This window comes from Mangrovibacter phragmitis (genome assembly GCF_040429585.1).
In the GTDB taxonomy this organism is placed as follows: Bacteria; Pseudomonadota; Gammaproteobacteria; order Enterobacterales; family Enterobacteriaceae; genus Mangrovibacter; species Mangrovibacter phragmitis.
This window is the reverse complement of the sequence record NZ_CP134782.1, coordinates 2,907,400-2,929,331: the sequence shown is the minus strand read 5'-3', so window position 1 is coordinate 2,929,331 and position 21,932 is coordinate 2,907,400. Positions and strand designations below refer to the sequence as shown.

The 21,932-nt window shown below is 45.2% G+C and carries 19 protein-coding genes and 1 pseudogene; 9 read left to right on the top strand and 11 right to left on the bottom strand.

Going from position 1 to position 21,932, the window contains the following annotated elements:
- Positions 1 to 59: 59 nt before the first annotated feature.
- Positions 60 to 1,538 carry a ribosome biogenesis GTPase Der gene (gene der, locus MPHASIOC01_RS14105; RefSeq protein WP_064596096.1) on the top strand — a complete coding sequence of 493 codons (1,479 nt, stop codon included), beginning with the start codon at positions 60 to 62 and terminating at the stop codon, positions 1,536 to 1,538.
- A 147-nt stretch (positions 1,539 to 1,685) separates the two neighbouring features.
- Positions 1,686 to 1,907, top strand: coding sequence for a zinc ribbon domain-containing protein (locus MPHASIOC01_RS14100; protein ID WP_064595959.1), 222 nt, complete (start codon positions 1,686 to 1,688; stop codon positions 1,905 to 1,907).
- Here the strand turns inward: MPHASIOC01_RS14100 and xseA are convergent.
- Positions 1,904 to 3,289: an exodeoxyribonuclease VII large subunit gene (gene xseA, locus MPHASIOC01_RS14095; RefSeq protein ID WP_353612786.1), complete on the bottom strand. Its 1,386-nt coding sequence runs from the start codon at positions 3,287 to 3,289 to the stop codon at positions 1,904 to 1,906. The two genes, MPHASIOC01_RS14100 and xseA, sit on opposite strands and share 4 nt — an antisense overlap.
- 169 nt (positions 3,290 to 3,458) lie before the next feature.
- Here xseA and guaB point away from each other — a divergent pair, with 169 nt between their 5' ends.
- The 3 genes from guaB (at position 3,459) to tnpA (ending at position 7,243) form a co-directional block, all read left to right on the top strand.
- Complete coding sequence (guaB, locus tag MPHASIOC01_RS14090; protein WP_064595953.1) at positions 3,459 to 4,925, top strand: IMP dehydrogenase; 1,467 nt, start codon at positions 3,459 to 3,461, stop codon at positions 4,923 to 4,925.
- 61 nt (positions 4,926 to 4,986) lie between these two features.
- On the top strand, positions 4,987 to 6,564 hold the full coding sequence (gene guaA / locus MPHASIOC01_RS14085) for a glutamine-hydrolyzing GMP synthase (protein WP_353612785.1): 1,578 nt from the start codon (positions 4,987 to 4,989) through the stop codon (positions 6,562 to 6,564).
- A 220-nt stretch (positions 6,565 to 6,784) separates the two neighbouring features.
- Positions 6,785 to 7,243, top strand: coding sequence for an IS200/IS605 family transposase (gene tnpA, locus MPHASIOC01_RS14080; protein WP_064595947.1), 459 nt, complete (start codon positions 6,785 to 6,787; stop codon positions 7,241 to 7,243).
- A 518-nt stretch (positions 7,244 to 7,761) separates the two neighbouring features.
- On the opposite strand, the gene MPHASIOC01_RS14075 is transcribed toward tnpA, so the two are convergent.
- The 5 genes from MPHASIOC01_RS14075 to MPHASIOC01_RS14055 all read right to left on the bottom strand — a co-directional run bounded on the left by MPHASIOC01_RS14075 (position 7,762) and on the right by MPHASIOC01_RS14055 (position 12,477).
- A complete protein-coding gene (locus tag MPHASIOC01_RS14075; protein WP_064595944.1) occupies positions 7,762 to 8,067 on the bottom strand; it encodes a PTS lactose/cellobiose transporter subunit IIA in 306 nt (101 codons plus the stop codon).
- A gap of 40 nt (positions 8,068 to 8,107) precedes the next feature.
- Positions 8,108 to 9,280 (bottom strand): mandelate racemase/muconate lactonizing enzyme family protein, encoded by a 1,173-nt coding sequence (locus tag MPHASIOC01_RS14070; protein WP_353612784.1) that lies wholly within the window; start codon positions 9,278 to 9,280, stop codon positions 8,108 to 8,110.
- A 61-nt stretch (positions 9,281 to 9,341) separates the two neighbouring features.
- On the bottom strand, positions 9,342 to 9,659 hold the full coding sequence (locus MPHASIOC01_RS14065) for a PTS sugar transporter subunit IIB (RefSeq protein ID WP_064595938.1): 318 nt from the start codon (positions 9,657 to 9,659) through the stop codon (positions 9,342 to 9,344).
- A 44-nt stretch (positions 9,660 to 9,703) separates the two neighbouring features.
- Positions 9,704 to 11,041: a PTS cellobiose transporter subunit IIC gene (gene celB, locus MPHASIOC01_RS14060; RefSeq protein WP_353612783.1), complete on the bottom strand. Its 1,338-nt coding sequence runs from the start codon at positions 11,039 to 11,041 to the stop codon at positions 9,704 to 9,706.
- A 107-nt stretch (positions 11,042 to 11,148) separates the two neighbouring features.
- Entirely contained in the window at positions 11,149 to 12,477 is a 1,329-nt protein-coding gene (locus MPHASIOC01_RS14055) for a 6-phospho-beta-glucosidase (RefSeq protein WP_064595935.1), read from the bottom strand.
- A 115-nt stretch (positions 12,478 to 12,592) separates the two neighbouring features.
- On the opposite strand from MPHASIOC01_RS14055, the gene MPHASIOC01_RS14050 reads away from it, so the two are divergent.
- Both MPHASIOC01_RS14050 and MPHASIOC01_RS14045 read left to right on the top strand, forming a co-directional pair.
- Positions 12,593 to 13,489, top strand: a complete 897-nt coding sequence (locus MPHASIOC01_RS14050) for a LysR substrate-binding domain-containing protein (protein ID WP_064595934.1) — start codon at positions 12,593 to 12,595, stop codon at positions 13,487 to 13,489.
- A 200-nt stretch (positions 13,490 to 13,689) separates the two neighbouring features.
- Positions 13,690 to 13,960 (top strand): annotated as a pseudogene (locus tag MPHASIOC01_RS14045) (hypothetical protein).
- On the opposite strand, the gene MPHASIOC01_RS14040 reads toward MPHASIOC01_RS14045, so the two are convergent.
- Entirely contained in the window at positions 13,857 to 14,795 is a 939-nt protein-coding gene (locus MPHASIOC01_RS14040) for an AraC family transcriptional regulator (RefSeq protein WP_064595931.1), read from the bottom strand. The pseudogene MPHASIOC01_RS14045 and the gene MPHASIOC01_RS14040 sit on opposite strands and share 104 nt — an antisense overlap.
- Positions 14,796 to 14,892: 97 nt before the next feature.
- Between MPHASIOC01_RS14040 and MPHASIOC01_RS14035 the strand changes: the two genes are divergently transcribed.
- On the top strand, positions 14,893 to 15,654 hold the full coding sequence (locus MPHASIOC01_RS14035; RefSeq protein WP_353612782.1) for an SDR family oxidoreductase: 762 nt from the start codon (positions 14,893 to 14,895) through the stop codon (positions 15,652 to 15,654).
- 337 nt (positions 15,655 to 15,991) lie between these two features.
- Entirely contained in the window at positions 15,992 to 17,224 is a 1,233-nt protein-coding gene (locus MPHASIOC01_RS14030) for a DUF711 family protein (RefSeq protein ID WP_353612781.1), read from the top strand.
- Between the two features lie 115 nt (positions 17,225 to 17,339).
- On the opposite strand, the gene MPHASIOC01_RS14025 is transcribed toward MPHASIOC01_RS14030, so the two are convergent.
- Genes MPHASIOC01_RS14025 through MPHASIOC01_RS14010 form a run of 4 tightly spaced genes read right to left on the bottom strand, consistent with a single transcriptional unit; the run spans position 17,340 to position 21,789 of the window.
- Complete coding sequence (locus MPHASIOC01_RS14025) at positions 17,340 to 18,479, bottom strand: HD domain-containing phosphohydrolase (protein ID WP_064595920.1); 1,140 nt, start codon at positions 18,477 to 18,479, stop codon at positions 17,340 to 17,342.
- Positions 18,472 to 19,569: an HDOD domain-containing protein gene (locus tag MPHASIOC01_RS14020; RefSeq protein WP_064595918.1), complete on the bottom strand. Its 1,098-nt coding sequence runs from the start codon at positions 19,567 to 19,569 to the stop codon at positions 18,472 to 18,474. Before MPHASIOC01_RS14020 ends, MPHASIOC01_RS14025 begins: the two co-directional genes overlap by 8 nt.
- Entirely contained in the window at positions 19,560 to 20,675 is a 1,116-nt protein-coding gene (locus MPHASIOC01_RS14015) for a HAMP domain-containing sensor histidine kinase (RefSeq protein ID WP_353612780.1), read from the bottom strand. Before MPHASIOC01_RS14015 ends, MPHASIOC01_RS14020 begins: the two co-directional genes overlap by 10 nt.
- Before the next feature lies 1 nt (position 20,676).
- Positions 20,677 to 21,789, bottom strand: coding sequence for an FIST N-terminal domain-containing protein (locus tag MPHASIOC01_RS14010; RefSeq protein WP_156519013.1), 1,113 nt, complete (start codon positions 21,787 to 21,789; stop codon positions 20,677 to 20,679).
- Between the last annotated feature and the right edge of the window lie 143 nt (positions 21,790 to 21,932).

Below are 21,932 nucleotides of genomic sequence, written 5' to 3'. Positions count from 1 at the left end.
TCAGGCGCACTTTTTGGGTGGTGCCTGGCTGGTTTTTTTTAAGTTATGAGGCTTTGAAAATGATACCTGTGGTCGCGCTGGTCGGGCGCCCGAATGTGGGTAAATCCACATTATTTAACCGTTTAACGCGCACCCGCGATGCACTGGTGGCGGATTTCCCTGGATTAACCCGGGACCGTAAATATGGTCGCGCTGAAATTGAAGGCCGCGAGTACATTGTAATTGATACTGGCGGCATCGACGGCACTGAAGACGGCGTAGAAACGCTGATGGCAGAACAATCACTTCTGGCAATTGAAGAAGCGGATGTGGTGTTATTTATGGTGGATGCTCGCGCGGGGTTGATGCCTGCCGATAAAGCCATCGCCAAACACCTGCGTAGCCGTGAGAAGCCTACTTTTGTCGTCGCAAACAAAACTGACGGTATTGATCCGGACCAGGCTGTTACGGATTTCTATGCTTTGGGCATGGGGGAAATTGTCCCTATTGCTGCAGCCCATGGCCGTGGTGTTACCAGCCTGCTCGAACAGGTTCTCCTGCCCTGGATGGAAGATGTCAGCCCATCTGAGCCTGTTGATGAAGATGCGGAGTATTGGGCTGCTCTGGCGGCAAAAGAAGCCGGTGAACCGGAAGAAGAGCCAGAGGATGATTTTGACCCGCAGTCTTTACCTATCAAACTGGCCATTGTGGGCCGCCCTAATGTGGGTAAGTCAACACTAACTAACCGTATTCTCGGTGAAGACCGGGTTGTGGTTTACGACATGCCAGGCACCACGCGTGACAGTATTTATATCCCGATGCAACGTGACGAGCGTGAATACGTGTTGATAGATACCGCGGGTGTGCGTAAACGCGGCAAAATCACCGACACCGTTGAGAAATTCTCGGTGATTAAAACTCTGCAGGCGATTGAAGACGCGAACGTAGTGCTGCTGGTTATTGATGCCCGCGAAGGGATTTCAGACCAGGATCTTTCCCTGCTGGGCTTTATCCTCAATAGTGGGCGTTCACTGGTTATTGTCGTGAACAAGTGGGATGGTCTGAGTCAGGAAGTACGTGAGCAGGTAAAAGAAACTCTGGATTACCGCCTGGGCTTTATTGACTTCGCCCGGGTTCACTTTATTTCCGCCCTGCATGGTAGTGGTGTGGGTAACTTGTTTGAATCAGTACGCGAAGCCTATGACAGCGCCACAAAACGTGTGAGCACCGCCATGCTGACCCGTATTATGACGATGGCAGTAGACGATCATCAGCCACCTCTGGTGCGTGGTCGCCGTGTGAAACTGAAATATGCCCACGCAGGTGGTTACAACCCACCTATTGTGGTAATTCACGGCAACCAGGTGAAAGACCTGCCGGATTCCTACAAACGCTACCTGATGAACTACTTCCGCAAGTCACTGGAAGTCATGGGCACGCCGATTCGTATTCAGTTTAAAGAAGGCGATAACCCGTATGCGAATAAGCGCAATACGCTGACCCCAACACAAATGCGTAAGCGTAAGCGTCTGATTCAGCACATTAAGAAAAGCAAATAAGCAGTCGAATATTGTTTATTGAACCAGAAAATACAGTGCCTGTGGGTGCTGTATTTTTTTAAGCTTTTGCAGCGCAAAATGTTACTGAACAGGCAGGCCAGGGCGCGTAAACTACCACCAGAAATACAGAATAACCAGGGAGTATAAATGGAGTATCGTTGCCCCGAATGCCAGGGTGAATGCACCCAACAGGGTGAACACTGGGTGTGTGAGAAATGCCATAAAACTATGGTGTTACAGCCGTTGTGCCCTGAATGCCATAAACCGCTTGAAGTCCTGAAAGCCTGCGGTGCAATAGATTATTTCTGCCAGAACGGCCACGGGCTGATTTCCAAAAAGCGCGTGGAGTGGCAACCTGCAGCCGGTTAATCCTGCGGTGTTTTACGTGCCCGCTGGCGGCCTTTCTTGACCGGGGAAATCGCAGTAACCTGGCTTTGTACCACGCCATCTTTGAGCCGGGTCGTTAAGGTCTCGCCAGCCTGAATTTGGGTAACCGCTTTAACCACTTCACCTGTCCCGGTGACAGTCACGCTGTAACCGCGGGCAAGCGTTGCTAACGGGCTGACAGCCTCCAGATGAGTAACCGCCAGACCAAAGCGCTCACGGGTTTGCCCTAACTGGCTGCGAATTGCCTGGGTCATACGGAAGTTTGCCTGCTGCAGTGTAGCGCTGGCGCGCTGGATCCGCATGCCGGGGTGCTGCTGCTGTAAACGCTGATTAAGGCGTTGTTGTTGCAACTGGCCGCGTTTCAGGCGAGTTTCCAGCGCGGAAGACAGGCGCTGGCGCAGAGCCAGTAACCGTGTTTGCTGGCGAGCCAGGCGCAACTGTGGGTGCTGTTGCTCCAGGCGGTGACGCAACTGGCTGAAATGCTGCTGGCGCTGCGCAATATAATAATCCATTGCCATTTCCAGCCGCTGTTGCTGGCTGGTGAGCTGGCGCACCAGTTCTTGTTGGTTACGGCTGACAACTTCGGCGGCTGCGGAAGGGGTAGGGGCGCGTAAATCGGCAACGAAATCGGCAATGGTGATGTCGGTTTCATGGCCGACTGCACTAACGACCGGGATGCTGCTTGCCACAATAGCCCGCGCCACCGCTTCTTCGTTAAAACACCATAAATCTTCCAGTGAACCACCGCCACGGCCAACAATCAGAACATCACATTCGGCCCGTTTATTGGCCAGTTCTATCATCCGCACTATTTGCCCGGTGGCATCTGCCCCCTGAACGGCTGTGGGGTAAATAACCACCGGCAATGCCGGGTCCCGCCGTTTGAGAATGTGCAGAATATCCTGCAAGGCCGCCCCGGTGGCTGAGGTCACGATACCAACACAGGTTGCCGGCGCAGGAAGCGGTTTCTTGAGAGCCGGGTCAAACAAGCCTTCATCAGCCAGACGTTGCTTGAGCTGAGCAAATTTTTGCTGCAGCAAACCTTCACCAGCAGGTTGTATGCTTTCTGCAATAAGCTGGTAGTCCCCACGGGGTTCATAGAGAGTGACACTGGCTCGCACTAATACTTGTTGCCCGTGTTGTGGGCGGAAAGTGACACGACGGTTGCTGTTGCGAAACATAGCGCAACGCACTTGGGCATTGTCATCTTTGAGAGTGAAGTACCAGTGCCCGGAAGAGGGCTGCGAAAGGTTGGATATTTCACCGCTGACCCAAATTTGCCCAAGGTCTTGCTCCAGCAACGTGCGCACTGCCTGATTCAGCCGGCTAACAGAAAAAATTGATGGAGAATTAAACTGTGACATGTGACCTGGATCAAATTCTAAATCAGCAAGTTATTCAGTCGATAGTAACCCGCCTGTCGGTGAAGGCAAGACTTTTTAGTAAAAAAATGTAGCCGCCACCCTTTATGCTCTGTATAATGCCGCGGCAATATTTTATCTGTTCTCATTCATCCCAGGTTGAGATATTGCCATGCTACGTATCGCTAAAGAAGCACTGACGTTTGACGACGTTCTCCTTGTTCCCGCTCATTCTACTGTCCTGCCGAATACTGCAGATCTCAGTACTCAATTGACGAAAACCATTCGCCTGAATATTCCTATGCTGTCTGCTGCCATGGACACCGTGACAGAAGCGCGCCTTGCTATTGCACTGGCTCAGGAAGGTGGGATTGGCTTTATCCACAAGAACATGTCCATTGAACGCCAGGCAGAAGAAGTTCGCCGGGTGAAAAAACACGAAAGCGGCATTGTTACTGACCCACAAACCGTTCTGCCAACCACCACCTTGCGTGAAGTAAAAGAACTGACCGAACGCAATGGTTTCGCGGGCTACCCGGTTGTGGCGGCCGATAATGAACTGGTCGGGATCATCACCGGGCGTGATGTCCGCTTTGTGACTGACCTGAACCAGGCTGTCAGCGTTTATATGACGCCGAAAGAACGACTGGTTACGGTTCGTGAAGGCGAGTCACGCGATGTTGTGTTGTCTAAAATGCATGAAAAACGTGTTGAGAAAGCGCTGGTGGTGGACGAAAGCTTCCATTTGCGCGGCATGATAACCGTTAAAGATTTCCAGAAAGCTGAACGTAAACCGAACGCCTGTAAAGACGAACATGGCCGTCTGCGTGTCGGTGCGGCGGTAGGTGCTGGTGCCGGCAACGAAGAGCGTGTAGATGCACTGGTTGCAGCTGGCGTTGATATTCTGCTGATTGACTCTTCTCATGGTCATTCTGAAGGTGTGCTGCAGCGTATTCGTGAAACTCGCGCTAAATATCCTAACCTGCAAATCATTGGTGGTAACGTGGCAACGGCTGCGGGTGCTCGTGCACTGGCAGATGCCGGTTGCAGCGCAGTGAAAGTAGGGATTGGCCCAGGTTCCATCTGTACTACCCGTATCGTAACCGGTGTGGGTGTACCGCAAATTACGGCTGTTTCCGACGCAGTAGAAGCGCTGGAAGGCACTGGTATTCCGGTTATCGCTGATGGCGGTATTCGCTTCTCTGGCGACATAGCGAAAGCGCTGGCTGCTGGTGCAAGTGCGGTTATGGTTGGTTCCATGCTGGCAGGTACTGAAGAATCTCCGGGTGAAATTGAACTCTATCAGGGCCGTTCTTTTAAATCCTACCGTGGGATGGGTTCTCTGGGCGCTATGTCCAAAGGTTCTTCAGACCGCTATTTCCAGAGTGATAACGCAGCGGACAAACTGGTACCAGAAGGAATTGAAGGCCGTGTTGCCTATAAAGGTCGGCTGAAAGAAATCGTTCATCAGCAAATGGGTGGCCTGCGTTCATGTATGGGCCTGACCGGCTGTGGTACTATTGATGAATTACGCACTAAAGCGGAATTTGTACGTATCAGCGGTGCCGGGATTCAGGAAAGTCACGTTCATGATGTGACCATCACCAAAGAGTCTCCGAACTACCGTCTGGGCTCATGATTATTCACGCCCGGCAATTGTGCCGGGCGATTCTTTATTCTCTGCCTCGGAATTAGCGTCAATGACGGAAAATATCCATAACCATCGCATCCTCATTCTTGATTTCGGTTCTCAGTACACTCAGTTGGTTGCGCGCCGCGTGCGTGAACTGGGCGTTTATTGTGAACTGTGGGCCTGGGATGTAACAGAAGAACAAATCCGCGCCTTTAATCCGAACGGGATAATCCTGTCTGGCGGCCCGGAGAGCACCACAGAAGAAAACAGCCCTCGTGCGCCGGAATATGTCTTCACGGCAGGCGTACCGGTACTGGGTGTATGCTACGGCATGCAAACCATGGCAATGCAGTTAGGCGGCCATGTAGAAGGTTCTAATCAGCGTGAGTTTGGTTATGCTCAGGTTGAAGTGATGACGGATTCTGCCCTGATTCACGGCATCGAAGACAGCCTGAGCGGCGAAAACCGCCCGTTGCTTGATGTCTGGATGAGCCATGGCGATAAAGTCACTGCAATTCCGTCTGACTTTGTGACTGTCGCCAGCACAGAGAGTTGCCCGTTTGCCATTATGGCTAACGAAGAAAAACGTTTTTATGGTGTACAGTTCCATCCGGAAGTAACGCACACCCGCCAGGGGCAGCGTATTCTGGACCGTTTTGTACGCGATATTTGCCAATGTGAAGCTCTGTGGACGCCTGCGCGAATTATTGATGACGCGGTATCCCGCATTCGCGAGCAGGTAGGTTCAGATAAAGTGATCCTTGGCCTGTCTGGCGGGGTGGATTCATCTGTAACGGCTATGCTGCTGCATCGCGCTATTGGTGAGAACCTGACTTGCGTGTTTGTAGATAATGGCCTGCTGCGACTTAACGAAGCCAGCCAGGTGATGGAAATGTTCGGTGACCGTTTTGGTCTCAACATTGTTCATGTGAATGCAGAAGAGCGCTTCCTGACTGCTCTGGCTGGGATTGATGACCCTGAAGCCAAACGTAAAACCATTGGTCGCGTGTTTGTTGAAGTTTTTGACGAAGAAGCACTGCGCCTGGAAGACGTGAAGTGGCTGGCCCAGGGCACTATCTACCCTGATGTTATCGAGTCGGCTGCTTCTGCAACCGGTAAAGCACATGTGATTAAATCACACCACAATGTGGGCGGCTTGCCGAAAGAGATGAAAATGGGCCTGGTTGAACCGCTCAAAGAACTCTTTAAAGATGAAGTCCGCAAAATTGGTCTGGAGCTTGGTCTGCAATACGATATGCTCTATCGCCACCCGTTCCCGGGGCCGGGCCTTGGTGTTCGCGTGCTGGGGGAAGTGAAGAAAGAATACTGCGATCTGCTGCGTAGTGCCGATGCCATCTTTATTGAAGAACTGCGTAAAGCCGATCTCTACGATAAAGTTAGCCAGGCGTTCACTGTATTCCTGCCGGTACGTTCTGTTGGTGTGATGGGCGATGGCCGTAAGTACGACTGGGTGGTTTCTCTGCGCGCTGTTGAAACTATCGATTTCATGACAGCACACTGGGCGCACCTGCCGTATGACTTCCTTGGCCGCGTTTCCAACCGGATTATTAACGAAGTGAACGGTATTTCCCGCGTGGTTTATGATATTTCCGGTAAACCGCCAGCTACGATTGAGTGGGAATGAGTTTCCAACCAGAAACGTCTGGCGCTCACAGGCACTAAATCAAGCTTAAGCCCGCGTAACTGCGGGCTTTTTTTGTTGTGCACAGAAAACCCCCAGCTAGGCTGGGGGTTCAGTAAAGCTTTCAGCTTTGGGCCAGTTATAAAAACCCCTTTTGATTTGTTAAAACAGGTTGCGGTCTGGCAACTGCAAACGTTCAACAAGAAATCAAAAGGGGGTCCCAATGAGGGACGAAAAGAGCTTAGCGCACACGCGATGGAACTGTAAATATCATATGGTTTTTGCGCCGAAGTACCGAAGACAGGTGTTCTACGGGGAAAAACGGCGAGTAATTGGCAGTATTTTAAGAAAGCTGTGTGAATGGAAAAACGTGAATATTCTGGAAGCGGAATGCTGTGTGGATCATATCCATATGCTTCTGGAAATCCCACCCAAGATGAGTGTCTCGGGATTTATGGGATACCTGAAAGGAAAAAGCAGCCTGATGCTTTATGAGCAGTTTGGGGATTTGAAGTTCAAATACCGAAACAGGGAGTTTTGGTGCCGAGGATATTACGTTGATATGGTAGGGAAAAATACGGCCAGGATACAAGAATACATAAAGCACCAGCTTGCAGAGGATAAAATGGGGGAACAGCTGTCAATCCCTTATCCGGGCAGCCCGTTCACGGGCAGTAAGTAATCGTTAGATGCAAATGTCAGATCGCGGTGCGCCTGTTAGGGCGCGGCTGGTAACAGAGCCTTACAGGCGCATATGAAAAACCTCCGGCTATGCCGGAGGATATTTATTGTTTTTGGCTTAGTCATTTTTAGCAATGTCTGGCAACGCCAGGTACGGTTTGACCGTGGTATTTTGATGGGGATGATTCATCGGTAATGCCATGGATTACGTCCGCTATCATGTTGAGTGTTTTTGATGGTGTATGGTAATAATCGGTCGAAAAATGCTGACTGATACCAGACTACGCAATCTTATACCCAAAGATAAACTGGCACATTCAGGTACATAGCCAAATCTAATTAGGCCGACTACCCTGTGTCAGAAGTGGACCTGAGTGGTACGTAAGCGTAGTAATTATTAAACACATATAAATTGCGAATCTTAAAGAGAATTAGGAAACATCATTCTACGCTTATCTTTTAAACTTGCTCTGGGGGATATTATCATTTTAAAAAAATGAATATCATTAGAACAGTTTGCTAGTTTTTATTTTTATATACATCTATTAATTCCTCTATTAACTCACGAGCCAGAATGGATGTCATAATATGGTCTTGTGCATGAACCATAATAAGAGTTATAGGTAATTTTCCACAGCCTTCATCCAGACCTATAAATTCAGTTTGGACCACATGCGCTTTATTAGCAGCTTGCTTTGATTTTTCTATTAACTCTTTTGCTTTCTCAAACTCTCCTCTCTTTGCATATGATAAGGCCTCAAAAGCATAGGACTTCGATTGCCCCGCATTTATAATGAGTTCCATGATCGCAGACTCTAAATTCATATGATTATACAAAATACCCCCTCAAACTAATTGAAAGTTATTAACTTATCTTTATACTGTTGCATTTATTAATGATTAATTCCGGAATGTTTTGGCCGATGCCTGGTCTGTCTGGAATAGTGATATAGCCATCAATCGGTTGGATATCATATTCCCCCAGGTTTCTACTGAAGTTACTTAAATTTCCTATATGGTGTTCATGAATGCAGAAATTAGGAATTGTTGCTTCTATCTGTAAAGCTGCCGCAACTGAAATTGGGCCACCACAAATATGTGGCTGAACTAACACATCATATATTCTCGCCATGTCACAGATTTTTTTGGCTTCCGAAATACCACCACAAGTAGCAATATCTGGTTGAATGACATCAAGAGAACGATTCTCTAAAAATGGCCGAAAACCATATCGAGAGAATATTCTTTCACCAGCTGCAAGTGGAACATCAACGTTATTACGTAGCTCTTTAAATAGTGCTGCATTTAGCGATACGCATGGTTCTTCCATATAAAGGATATTAAGATCCTTAATAAGTTTATTAATTTGCAAAGCCGAGTTGAAATCTGTCTTGGCATGTAACTCCAGTATAATATCTACATCGTCGCCAATCGCTTCGCGAATAGCAACTAGTCTATCCCTGCAAAGTTTCAACTTTTCATGAATTAAAAAACCATCATTTCTCTTATTTTTATTTCCATGAATATCTCTTTGTAAAGGATCGACTTTAATAGCTGTATAACCTTCACTTACTGCCTTCTTTGCAGCATCTGATAATTGTGTAATTCCTGGTAACGGTACTTCTTTATTATCCCAACCAAATTGAATTTGGCTGGCGTAGGCTCTAACTTTGTCTCGACTTTTCCCTCCTAATAATTCATATACGGGCACATTTAATGCCTTACCTTTGATATCCCAAAGGGCAATATCAATAGCACTAATGGCTGAAAAAATTATTGTACCTCCACCTTGTCCCCAGAAAGTATCTCTGTAAAGTTGATCCCAAATTTTTTCTATTGCAAAAGGATCTTGTCCGATGATCAACTTGCCAAAGTCCTGCAGTTGCCCAATGGCACCGAGTTTTGCATTACCATAGGCAACGCCTGCTTCACCAAAACCGCTAATTCCTTCGTCCGTATTAATTCTAATAAAAACAGGTTCGTTTGGTGAGGACGGTTCAAAATCCGCGCAAAAAATTTCTATATCTTTAATTTTCATCTTTCACCTTCTTATATTTTATATAATCGGAATTAAAAATTAGAATAGCAATTAATAAAAATTAATCAGCAGGCTCAAGAAACATTTTCATGGCAAAATTTAAAACCCTGGCACCATTCATTGAACCATAATCCAGCATATTTATGACATCACATGGTACATTAACTTTATTACATAATTGTTTTATCTCAGGTAATTTATAGCTAATCTGTGGTCCTAACAAAACAGCGTTTGCACCATCTAGATTTGATTTTAGTTGGTCAGCAGCTACTGCATATATTTCACATTCTATGTTTGCTTCATTAGCTGCACGCTGCATTTTAGCAACCAACATACTCGTGGACATACCTGCCATACAGCATAAAATTATCTTTTTCATCGTATAACCTCATCGGTGATTAAGTTCACATAAATTTTCTATTGTTAAACTGCAATATCTTGTTCTTTTTTGAGTTCTTCTTGACATTTTTGTCTGTCGAAGACTTCGAAAAAAGGATAATAAATAACACCAACAATCAGTAAGTTAACAGCCGTCAATATAACAGCAGCAACACTACCATTAGTAGCTAAAAAACCATACACTCCTATTGGAGTCGTCCAGGGGAGGGTGACCCCGGTCAATCTAGGGACAATATCTGTTGCCATAGCAAAATAGGTAGTCGTTGTAGCAATAAGCGGTGCAATAATAAAAGGGATAAGTAGTAATGGATTAAGTACAATTGGAACACCAAAAATAACAGGTTCGTTAATATTGAATATTCCTGGTACTATCGATAATTTACCAATTTCTTTCAAGTGTTGAGATTTCGCCAGAAATGCCATAAATAACACCAGTACTAATGTCGAACCAGCTCCTCCCATTTTTGTTGAGAAGTAAAAGAAATCAAAGGTAACTATATTGGGTATTTCTTTACCTGATTCGAAAGCAATCCTGTTTTGATCCATCAGGGTTAACCAAATCGGCATCATTACCGCCTGAACGATAGTTGAGCCATGAAGACCTACCGCCCATAGTATACTAATAAAAAAAGTAGTGAGCATTGCACCCCAATAGGAACCACCAGCATGTAAAAGTGGTTGTGATACGAATGTTTGAATGAGTATATGTATATTTTTCCAGCTGGTATTTTGGATTCCAATACGTAAAGCAAGAGCGAATAGAACTATAAAGAATATGGGTACTAATGCTGTGAATGATTTAGAGACAGCAGAGGGAACACTATCTGGCATTTTGATTACCAGATTTTTTCTAACAAAGAATCGCATTATTTCAACGGAAAATATAGCCATCAGAATAGATACAAACATTCCTTTGGCACCCATGTAATTTAGATTAATTCCAGATACATCTATGTTTTTACCTAACTCCTTAATAAAAACAGAAATTTCGTATGGTGAAACAATCATGAAGGCAGTTACCGAAGCAAGAGCAGAGGTAACGGCATCCAAAGAATATTTCTCAGCCAATCTGTAAGCAACCCCAAAACTAACAAATAAACCGAGCAGGCCAAAGGTAGCACCTACAGGTATAGATAGCGCCTCTTTCCAGCCATTGCCGAAGATAGATGCCATTAGGTTGGCATATCTAGGAATCGGTATATTACCGATAATTAAAAAAATTGAACCAACGATAACTAACGACATAGACATAACTAAGCCATCTCTGATAGCTTGTAGATGTCTTTGATTAGCAATTTTTGCCGCATATGGGACAAAATGCCGATCCAGAAATGATGTTAATTTATTCATAACTCTTGTCATGTTTGAACCTTTAGATTTAAAAGCAAGCTATCATTCAATTCTTAACAACACTGAAATATTTATATGTAAATTAAATAAAGTGTTATTGGTTCCTAATTAATTAAAATTTAACTTTTGTCAAACATCCAGAGAAATTGAGGCATGTATTCTTGGTTTTCAAATACCGTTTCTTTGAGAGCCTCATCCAATATCGTACCAGTATTTACGATTGGATTTAGAATTAGACCTCGTTTTGCTGCAACAAGATCGCCCTTTACTGCGGCTTCAACTGTCAGCGTTTCGAATTCTTTCATAAGCTGGATAAGCCGTAGTGTATCATCAGGAAATGGCTCGACATTAAGAGGCAATGGACCATTTTTAGTGATGATTGAGCTGACTTCAACGACACAGTCGTTGGGCAATCCGCTGATTGCGCCATTGTTTCGAGTATTAACATGCATGATTTTTCGTTTATCATTATATATGGAGGCCATTAGCTCACATGCGGCCTCGGAATAATACTGTCCACCTCTTTTCTCGAGTTCCTTAGGTTTTTCTTCAAGTGCTGGGTTCTTATAAATATCAAAAAGTTTTTTCTCTATTTCTTTAACTACTTCACCACGAGTTCCTTCACCATTTGCCTCAATTTGCTCCTGCTTCATAATGTCATCACTCATGTAATAATATCGTAGATATGCACATGGGATCATTCCCATTTTCCTCAGGAGATCGTCAGGCCATTCAAACGGAGGAATATTGGAAGGAACCAGAGGATCATTACCTTTAAGTATTTCATCCATGACAAAATCTAACTTATCATCGCCTTGGTATAGTACTTTACGCGCCCATATCAAATGATTAAGGCCAGCCACTTGCATAATAAACTCACCTTCTCGGGCATTAATTAGTTGAGAAATTCCTTTCTCCATAATTACTGGTACATTACATAATCCAATGGCTTTTATTTTTGTGTACTTCAGAATTGCCTCGGTGACCATTCCTGAAGGGTTCGTGAAGTTAAGAAACCAGGCATCTGGACAAAGTTCTTCCATTTCTCGACAGATTTCAAGTGTTACAGGAATAGTACGACATGCATTGGCAAAACCACCCAAACCATTAGTTTCCTGGCCAATCATTCCGTACTTAAGAGAGATGCGTTCATCTCGAATACGGCCATCCAGACAACCTGCTCTAAATTGAGAACAAACAAAGTCGGCATCTTTGAGAGCAAGGCGGCGATCAAGGGTAACTTTAATATCGATATGTAACCCTTTATGTTTTATCATTCGCTTTGCAAGTTCAGAAATGATATTAACTTTTTCTCTTCCTTCTTCTATATCTACTAGCCATAATTCACTGACTGGAAACTCAGTATGACGACTTATTAGGCCATCAATCAGTTCTGGTGTATAGCTGGAGCCTCCTCCAATAACGACAACTTTTAAGTTATTACTCATTATGGTTATTCCTTAGATAGATTGTTATGTTAATCTTTCATAAAACAACCAATATCGACAAACAACATCGCGTAGCTTATGCATTAAAATAGCTTATACATGGAAGCGAATACCTATGGCCAACAAAGAGAATGTTTTAGCAAATCTGTATACTTTCAGTGTGGTAGCTAAATTTCTTAGTTTTACCCTTGCTGCAGAAGAATTGTGTTTAACGCAGAGTGCTGTAAGTCAAAGAGTGAAAAAACTTGAAGTAGATCTCGGTTTTGCACTTTTTATACGTTTGACAAGGAAACTTGAATTGACAGCAGAAGGTGAACGGATGTTGAGAATCTTAACAAAATCTGTTTCAGCTATTTTTTCTGAAATAGATGATATTAGATTTAACGAATTAAGAGGTGAGTTATATATTGGAGTGGCTCCAACATTTGCACATTTGTGGCTGGTTCCCAGATTATCCACCTTTCAATGCTTATATCCACACCTTGATGTTAAAATTAGAGTTAAGGCCAGTAAACTGGATTTTCAAAATCAACCTGTAGATATTGCTATTTATTATGGAAATGAAAAACATCCTGATTTCTATCATGTGCGTTTATTTGATGAGTTTCTAACTCCTGTTTGTACACCTGAATATGCTAAACGTTTTCACTTACTTGAAAACGATAATCACCTCAAAGATGTAACTTTTCTTCACTGCACTGAATCGTTGGAGTTTTTGTCACCCCTTAACGAGTGGCAACATTGGTTGATATCGACAAATAGAAACCCAAATATATTAAAACACAAATACGTTTTCAATCATGAGGAGCTTACAATGGTTGCAGCCAGAAACTCCATGGGGGTGGCATTAGGTAGATATCATATTATCAAACCATATGTAGAATCGGGTGAACTTGTTGCACCTTTTGAGCATGTGTCTTCTGGTTTTGGATATGATCTTATCTGCCGTAAAAGTGATGAAACCAGACCAAAGATTCACGCATTTTTAAAATGGATTAAAGAGATGGTTTAATGTGTTTTTCCGAGAAAAGATATCAGACGTAAAATGATATTATCCCATTTTTACAATCTTGATATCTTTACTTATATTGTATGAGCCTTTGGGTTGTTTTTCACTCGTGAGGAACCACCATAACCAATTCTCCCATACTGCGGCAGGAACGCGAAAATACATCGCTTTGTTAAGCTACTCACCCTCTCTGAGAAAGATAAATCAGAATTGACACTATCGCGGGCTATCTGCGGTGTGCTGTTGTAGGGGCACACCCGGTTATCGCATATATTCTCACTCAGTTTGCGAGTACCCCCTGGTCAGTTTCCGTTGGAGTGCCAGATTTGTCCTGAACTGCTGAAAATAGGCTGTACGAAGTACCTGGGGTTTAACCATGCGCAAGGCTGCCGGGGGTTGTCTGCGGTGAAAGTGTTGCCCCCCGTGCATAGCGTGCGGGAGGCAGGCCAACATACCTGGCAAAGGCAACACTAAAGCTGCTTGCCGAGCGGTAACCCACCTGTATGGCAACTTGTTCAACGTTCAGTTGCTGCTCCCGCAAATACTGCTTAGCGAGTGTCATACGCCAGGCCAGTAAATATTCCATTGGCGGCAAGCCGACGATACGGTTAAACCTCGCGAAGAAGGCTGAACGGGATAAAGCGGCCTCGGTAGCAAGTTCTGCAATAGTCCAGGTCCGTTGCGGGTGGGAATGCATTGAACGCAGCGCGGCAGCAAGCCGTTCGTCACCCAGTCCACGAATCAGCCCTGGTGCAGATGTGGTTTCCGTTCTGGATCGTAACGCCTCAATCAACAGTACCTCCAGCAACCGTTCCAGGACGGGTTCTTTTGCTGCCCATTGTGCACGCATTTCCTCGTTGATGAGCTGCATGAGTGTGGTGAGCCGGGGCTGATTGTGTACCACAACGACCTCAGGTAATAACGAAACAAGCAGTGCAGCATCCAGCGCGCCGAAACTACAATGCCCAACCAGCATGCGTAGATCAGCCGGGCCATCCTGGCTTCCCACGCGGAAATACCCTTCGCTTATTTGTATTGGGTGGGTAAAAGGCATGCTTTCAGGGGCGTCAAGGCTGGCACTGACCATATCCTTCATTGCCGGCGCGAGTATAAAGTCTCCGGCATGCAGGGTGAATTGTTGATCCCCACCGAAGGTCATACGGCAACTACCCTCAAGAATTGCGCAATATAAAGGCTCACCGGTTTCCTCACGGTGAATTCGCCACAGGCTGCTACATTCCACCAGTTTTGTAAAACGTGCAGCAGGCTGTAGCAAAGTGACAATTTGAGCAAGAGGATCTGTAGTCATTATCGAGACTATTTCTAAAGTAATGGCGATTCTTGATTATATAACGTCCAATCATTAAGTACTACTCTGTCAGTGTTAACTTCTAGTGGAGACGATTATGCCTAAGGTATTGATTACAGGTTGCTCATCAGGTTTTGGCCTGGAAACAGCGAAGTTGTTTATTGAAAAAGGCTGGGATGTTATTGCAACGATGCGAACGCCGCGTGAAGGTTTATTACCCTTATCTGACAGGCTTCGCTTGATAAAACTCGACATAACTGACCCGGCAAGTATTGCACAGGCAGCGGAGGCCGCAGGGGCTGTCGATGTGCTGGTAAATAACGCGGGGTTCGGGGCCCCAGCTCCGGTTGAATTGACTGACCCTGAAACAATTTATGCTTTGTTTCAGACTAACGCGGTTGGAACACTGGCTATGATACAGGCTTTTGTTCCACAAATGCGCCATCGTCGCTCTGGGGTTGTTATTAACGTGACATCTACGGTAACCCTGAAAACATTGCCGATTGTTGGTGTTTACCGGGCAAGTAAAGCAGCGGTAAATGCGTTTACTGAATCTCTGGCAATGGAAGTGAAACCTTTCGGTGTCCGGGTGCATATTGTTTTGCCTGGTCGTTCTCCCGAAACCCGTTTCGGTGACAATGCCCGTCCACATATACGTGGTATAGATGACCCTGATTATGCTCCGGTGTTTGAGCAATTCGTAAAGAATGTACAGCAAGATAACGGTCCGGTGACTCATGCATCTGATGTGGCTGAAGCTGTTTGGCAGGCTGCAACAGATAGCACCGCTCCACTGTATATCCCTGCTGGCGAAGATGCTGAACAGTGGATGGCCGAATCCAGTATCCATCGGGAATAGAACGCTGAAATAGCTAATTGCAGAAGAGGAGATAATAGCTGGCGTTTTACAATATGATAATCCGGGGCCTGTTATCCGTTATTCCGCAAGTGTGCACAGATAACGGATAACTGCTCCATTACCGGGCCACCACATTATTGGTATCAACCAGGTAACACATATCGCCAGAATGCGAAAAGCCACTGTATTTGTATTAATCTACTGGCCAGGAGAATGCAAAGCCCGTTGTTATCAGTGTATCTTCGTCCTGATTGCTACAAGTATGATATGGTTTTGTATCGCAGCCATTGTTTGGGTTGCCCTTTCAGTTATGGCGAAAATGTATAGGGAGTGTCGGGTGGATTATAAAGATAAAACACTATGTAACATACGGACGATAACGGCATTTTTATCTTTAAATAAGGATAAAGAAAGCTGGAAAAATGAAATTAGCAAAGCATCGAGGTTTTTATCAGAGTTAACTGCTGAGTTTCAAAGTCATCACTATACAGTACAATCTGTTCGTATTGTGACAAATCCATTTGGGGAGTATCTCAATTTAAGCAGTTTAGAGAGCGCCCGGACTGATTTACGTTATATTAGTGAGTTACTGGCTGAGCATAGCCAGTCAGGAATACGGGTCAGATTTGCTGTTGGTGAAGCTAAGACAGCAAGAGAAATTGAGTTGCTTCCGGCGCTTATTAATGAATTTGGTGATTTATGCAATGCGTGCGTGAATGTTCCTCTTGATGAGTCTGGCATTCTCGATAATGAGCTCATAAGCGCGGCTGCTCTGTGCGTGAAAGAAATCAGTGCGATAACGCCCCGTGGGGAAGGTAATTTTAATTTCACCGTTAACTTCAACTGTAAACCGCTCATTCCTTATTCCCCGGCAGGGTATCATCAGAGTGAGTCAGGCGATTGTTTTGTCATTGGCCTTGAAACACCAGACTTGCTGGTCAGCACACTGAAAGCTTTTAATGCAGAAACAAAAGCCACCAGCCATAACGAAAGGTTCAGTAGTTATTATAAAATACTGCATACCGCTCTTCAGTATCATATCTCTGCAATTCAACAAATTATTACTGATGCCGAAATAGAGTTACCTTTCAAATTTTCAGGTTTTGATAGCTCAGCTGCGCCATCAAAAAATTGCGCCAGTATGGCTGAAGTCTATGAACAAATGGGCGTGGAATACTTTGGTGCAGCAGGTACCGTTGAAGTTTCTGGCTTATTAACAAAGGTATTTAAATCAATCAAGGAAACCGATTTAGTGGGTTTTTCCGGGTTAATGCTTGCGTTAACTGAAGATAAGGGATTAGCGGATGGCTCTGTAAAATCAAACTTTGATATTCGTGCTTTGCTGACATACAGCGCTGTTTGTGGAATTGGCCTGGATACTGTTCCCGTCCCTGGTGATGTCTCTGTTGAAAAACTCGCTGCTTTAATGAGAGATACCGGGACAATGGCTTTTCGTTTAAACAAGCCACTTACTGTGCGCGTATTTCCGGTTCCCGGGTTACAGGCCGGTGATATTACTCAGTTTGAAAGCGATGACCTGTGTAATTGCGCGGTGCTTGCTGTTCCCTGATTATTGCACAGATATATATTTGGCGGTGTATTACGCCGCCATTGAAATCACACGGAAGATAACTCACCTCGCTTTATCTCGCCTCATAACGGACTTTCCTGCTATGGGCGTCTTATTATAAGACCTGATTCTCAACTAAACCACGTACCCGAACGGGTTCCTGAACAGCACCAAGGTCCAGTAGCCTTTTCAGCGCTGATATTGCTGTGTCTGTCAGCTCATGGCCTTTAGTCAGTACCATCAAACCATTTGTTGTTCGGATGTCTTCATCCACTACCCAGCCTGGCATTAATTCATGGATGTTCGCACTGCGCGTAACAACAGCATTAATACGAAAATCACCCAGCACTTTAATGATATATTCAGGCAGAGCAGGGCGCACTGCACGTAAGATATTCCATTGGTTATCCTTGGTATGACCTCTGGAAACATGGCGTTCCAGTTCCAGTGCGGCACGCAATAAATGTGCTCCCCGGCTAACTTCAATGGCACTATCCGGCGGAGCACATTTATTCTGATAGCGTATAATTTCCGCAACCTGCTCAAGGCGAGGGATTTGCTCAGTCAACCGGGCGGCAATTTCAGGGTGATCATGAAGAAGTCGCTGTTCATCTTCACTAAGTTTACGCTGCGCCGCGTCAGCCTGGACAATATCTGCGGGAATACCAACACAACCAATTTGGCTTAATGATGCAGCAATGGTGTAAATCCATTCATCTGGCCAACCCAGTTTAGGTAACGCGAACTGAACACAAGCCTGTGCATAGGCTGCCCGCTGAAAGGCCCAGGGCGCAACCATGGCAAGGACTTCAGTGAGCGTCTTCACGGAGGCTGTGAGCGTGGTCGCCAGCAATGTTTTTTCCGCACAAATGAGCCGGTATTGATTGACAGCTTCACTTAATACAGAAACCAGTTCATCTTTGGGGCAGGGTTTACAGAGATAGCGGAAAATAGCCCCTTTATTGATTGCGGCAATTGATGAAGCAAGATCTGCCTGCCCGGTCAAAAGTAGCCGAACGCTGTCAGGGCAAATGGCTTTCGCTCGTGAAAGAAAAGTGGCGCCATCCATACCAGGCATGCGCATGTCAGACATTATTACTGAGAAAACCTCTCCACGGCCGAGCAGGGCCAAACCCTCTTCACCACTGTTGGCTGTCACCACATCAAACTCACCAAAAAGATTGCGTTCCATTGCTGCCAGTACATTAGGTTCATCATCCACGCAGAGTACTCTGGGCAAAGTGGTTTCAGTCATTAGTCGTTTCCTGTAATTCAGTTAGCATTGCCTGCCACTGTGGCAGTTTATTCAGCATGCCTGTTTGTTCCAGATAACTCAGGTCTGGGGAGCAATCATTTGCGAGCATAACGGCGACATGAACCACGCCAGTGATACCAAATGTTTCATTTTCCAGGCGGGCAGGGTGCTGGTGATGAGCAACGGCATCAGTAATTTCTGCGGGCAACCCCCACAGGGTTAAAAGATATGCGCTGATCGCAGCACTTAATGGGGTATTGCACGCGGTCGTTTCTTTCACATACTCAGGTGTGCGTAATTCAGGGATAAGCAACCCTGTATTAGCAAGCAAGGATGCGGTTTGTTCTGGCCCTTGTTTGCCAGCAATGCGAGTGGCAAGCCCTGAAGCAAGCATTGCCTTTTGCTGAAGTTGTTCAACATAAGGATCAGTTTTTGCCTCAGTAAAAACATGCGAGGCGAGCACAAGTAGCTTTACTTGTTCCAGACCAAGGTTCGTTATCGCTTTTCCAATGTCACTAACCTGGTTTCCACGGGAAAACCAGGCTGAATTTGCCAGTTGCATGATTCTGGCAGTCAGGGCCGGGTCGCTACTCAGTAAGTCAATAATCTTCCGGGTATCTGCCCCAGGGTTGTTGATGTGCCGAGATATTTCAAGAAACAGTTTTGGTGCCGGGGGAAGATAGTTGATGCGGCCTACGATTTCAGCGACCTTCGGATCCAGAAACATATTGCGTAGCGCGAGCGCATTCTCAACTGTTGCCAGGAGCGTTTTACTGTCGCAGGGCTTCGCCACAAAACGGTGAGCAACATCCAGCATTCTCAATGTCGCTTCGGCATCCGAATAGCCGGAAAGTATGATTCGAATAGCTCTGGGCCAGCGTTCCCGCACTTGTGCCAGCAATTCTGCTCCATCCATAAATGGCATGCGCATATCAGATACCACTACATCTGCAGGGTGTTCTTCTAGCATGGCAAGCGCATCCTGACCACTGGTGGCAAAACGGTAAAACCACCCCGTATCCTGCATCATGAGTGCTCGTTCAATTCCTGAAAGCACACGGCTTTCATCATCGACAAACATTACTTGCATGCCTCATTACCCTCCGCAATGTAGTGCAAGGGAAGCTCAATTATGAAGGTAGTACCAATACCAGGTTCAGATTCACAACGGATTTGCCCGTTATGTTTATCAACAATGGTTGAATACACAATAGCCAACCCCTGGCCTGTGCCTTTTCCGACTGCTTTGGTAGTAAAGAAAGGTTCGAAAATACGGTTACGAATATTTTCAGGAATACCAGTGCCATCATCCTTAACTTTTACTTCAAGATAATCATTTTTCGGTATAACTGAAATCTCAATATTTCCTTTTTCTTTGACTCCTGCTTGTACTTTATCTGCGATGGCATGAGCAGCGTTGATAACCAGATTAAGAATGACCTGGCCAATCATATCTCGCAGGCAAGGGACTTGTGGTAGATTATCTGCGAAATAAGTATTGAGAGTGGCAACATATTTCCACTCATTACGTGCTACCGTTATTGTAGTATTAATAATTTCACGGATGTCTGCATATTCTTTTTCATTTTGTGATGGATGGGAAAACTCTTTCATCGCAGAAACAATTTTAGTAATACGCCCCAGTCCTTCGAGTGATTCATCCAGTGCATTTGGAACTTGTTGGCGAAAAAAATCAACTTTAGTTTTTTTTAACGCAGTATCAAATGCCTGTAATGCAGGCATTTCTGTCATTTGCTCACGAACTGAATCTGCCAGTATTAACGCAGCATCGAGTAGGTGTAACAGAGAATCTGAGGCTGATTTTACGAAACCAACATTGTCTGAGACATATTGAGCAGGTGTATTAATTTCATGGGCAATCCCTGCGGCAAGTTGGCCAATAGATTCCATTTTTTGTGCCTGGAGTAGCTGAGACTGAGTAATACGTAATTCATCCAGCGCTGTTTCCAGTTCTCGACGTTTCTTTTCAAGCTCCTGCGTCTTGAGGGCCACAACTTTTTCCAAACCTACATTTTGCTCAAGGATAGCAAAAGGCGTGGTATTACTTAGATGGGATTCCCGTGCTATTCGCCGTTTAAGCACTTCAATCGTTTTGTCGCGGGCAGCGAGTTTTCTGGCGAATTCACCGGATAGAATCGCGCTTACTGGTTCTGCATCAACTCTGTTTTCAGACATATTACTCCCCAATCGCGATTCCCGTGAAGGTCTGATTCACATGTAATCCGTTGAACTGCTCCCCATAGGTAGAAAACCCAATAACGCGGTTTTGAACCATTACCTTGCCAATTTCCTGGTCAATCCCTTCCTGTTCAAACTGCAGTCTTCGCAGAATACAGTCACAACCAATAATTACGCATGGGTTGTCTATTGTTTCTTTAACGTGTTCAAACGCCTGATGTAATGTATCGACTGGGTCTTCGGCCACACCAATGGCGACGATTAATCCTTCTTCAATTGCGCAATAGCAGGTCAGTGAGAAATCATCGTTTACTTTTTGAATTGAACGGACATAAGGCTCATCTCCAAATGTCAGTACTAATGGATTACGCGAAAAAACAACAGGTGTCAGATCCTGTACGGTGAGCCCAAGCGCTTCTGCATAAGCTTGTGCCGCCGGTTCGCCATTAATCTCTATAATAAGCCGTTTTTCCGGGTCAGCTTCAGTAATAACCAGCTCTGTCTCACCAGGAATAAAGTGTTGAACTTTGAATGTCGTAATCTGTGACTTAGTTGAAATAACAGAAAATATGGCTGCATTGGGAATAAACCGACCATTTCCGTCATAAATCATGGTTTGTTCAAAGCGCAGGTCATCACCTGCAGAACCACCAATAATGGGTACATCGCCAATTTGCTGGTACAGGTTAGCGACCAACCGCTCCTCGGCCATAGAAAGCCCATCTATGAGTAAAAGTCCAAAACGATGCAAATCAGGGTGGACCTCACTGTCAACTCTCAGTGCCTCAGCAATGTGAGCAATAGCTTCGCTATAGTCAGTCAGTGGTTGAATGAGGAATGAATGTGTCTGAAAACCGCCTGTGAGTCCAAGCCCCACAATACCTGAGTGCTGAAAACCATTGGTACCTATCTGCCCTGATGCGGTACAACCAATACATGGGCAGTCAAATGTGTTTTTTAATGCTTTCCCTAATATATCAAGGTCATAATCTGGCGAGCAGAAAAAGATAACCAGATCAATATCTTTACTGCCAATTTTATTAGCAAACTCGCTAACCGCCAGTGTAGGGTCCATCAATTCGCTACAGGCATATTCAGGCTGTATCTTCACTCTCATCTCCCCGGGTAACAGAATGTTGGGTAGATAATAAACGGGCATACACCTTACTGAGTGACTGCCTGATTATTGTTTTCTAAAAGATTAGGAGTGGATGGCACAATAATCAAATGAACGGTGTGTCTTAATCTGCTCAT

Bases quoted from the DNA above. Each gene is read 5' to 3' on its own strand.
- der (WP_064596096.1), top strand. From the start codon at position 60: ATGATACCTGTGGTCGCGCTGGTCGGGCGCCCGAATGTGGGTAAATCC.
- MPHASIOC01_RS14100 (WP_064595959.1), top strand. From the start codon at position 1,686: ATGGAGTATCGTTGCCCCGAATGCCAGGGTGAATGCACCCAACAGGGT.
- xseA (WP_353612786.1), bottom strand. From the start codon at position 3,289: ATGTCACAGTTTAATTCTCCATCAATTTTTTCTGTTAGCCGGCTGAAT.
- guaB (WP_064595953.1), top strand. From the start codon at position 3,459: ATGCTACGTATCGCTAAAGAAGCACTGACGTTTGACGACGTTCTCCTT.
- guaA (WP_353612785.1), top strand. From the start codon at position 4,987: ATGACGGAAAATATCCATAACCATCGCATCCTCATTCTTGATTTCGGT.
- tnpA (WP_064595947.1), top strand. From the start codon at position 6,785: ATGAGGGACGAAAAGAGCTTAGCGCACACGCGATGGAACTGTAAATAT.
- MPHASIOC01_RS14075 (WP_064595944.1), bottom strand. From the start codon at position 8,067: ATGAATTTAGAGTCTGCGATCATGGAACTCATTATAAATGCGGGGCAA.
- MPHASIOC01_RS14070 (WP_353612784.1), bottom strand. From the start codon at position 9,280: ATGAAAATTAAAGATATAGAAATTTTTTGCGCGGATTTTGAACCGTCC.
- MPHASIOC01_RS14065 (WP_064595938.1), bottom strand. From the start codon at position 9,659: ATGAAAAAGATAATTTTATGCTGTATGGCAGGTATGTCCACGAGTATG.
- celB (WP_353612783.1), bottom strand. From the start codon at position 11,041: ATGACAAGAGTTATGAATAAATTAACATCATTTCTGGATCGGCATTTT.
- MPHASIOC01_RS14055 (WP_064595935.1), bottom strand. From the start codon at position 12,477: ATGAGTAATAACTTAAAAGTTGTCGTTATTGGAGGAGGCTCCAGCTAT.
- MPHASIOC01_RS14050 (WP_064595934.1), top strand. From the start codon at position 12,593: ATGGCCAACAAAGAGAATGTTTTAGCAAATCTGTATACTTTCAGTGTG.
- MPHASIOC01_RS14040 (WP_064595931.1), bottom strand. From the start codon at position 14,795: ATGACTACAGATCCTCTTGCTCAAATTGTCACTTTGCTACAGCCTGCT.
- MPHASIOC01_RS14035 (WP_353612782.1), top strand. From the start codon at position 14,893: ATGCCTAAGGTATTGATTACAGGTTGCTCATCAGGTTTTGGCCTGGAA.
- MPHASIOC01_RS14025 (WP_064595920.1), bottom strand. From the start codon at position 18,479: ATGACTGAAACCACTTTGCCCAGAGTACTCTGCGTGGATGATGAACCT.
- MPHASIOC01_RS14020 (WP_064595918.1), bottom strand. From the start codon at position 19,569: ATGCAAGTAATGTTTGTCGATGATGAAAGCCGTGTGCTTTCAGGAATT.
- MPHASIOC01_RS14015 (WP_353612780.1), bottom strand. From the start codon at position 20,675: ATGTCTGAAAACAGAGTTGATGCAGAACCAGTAAGCGCGATTCTATCC.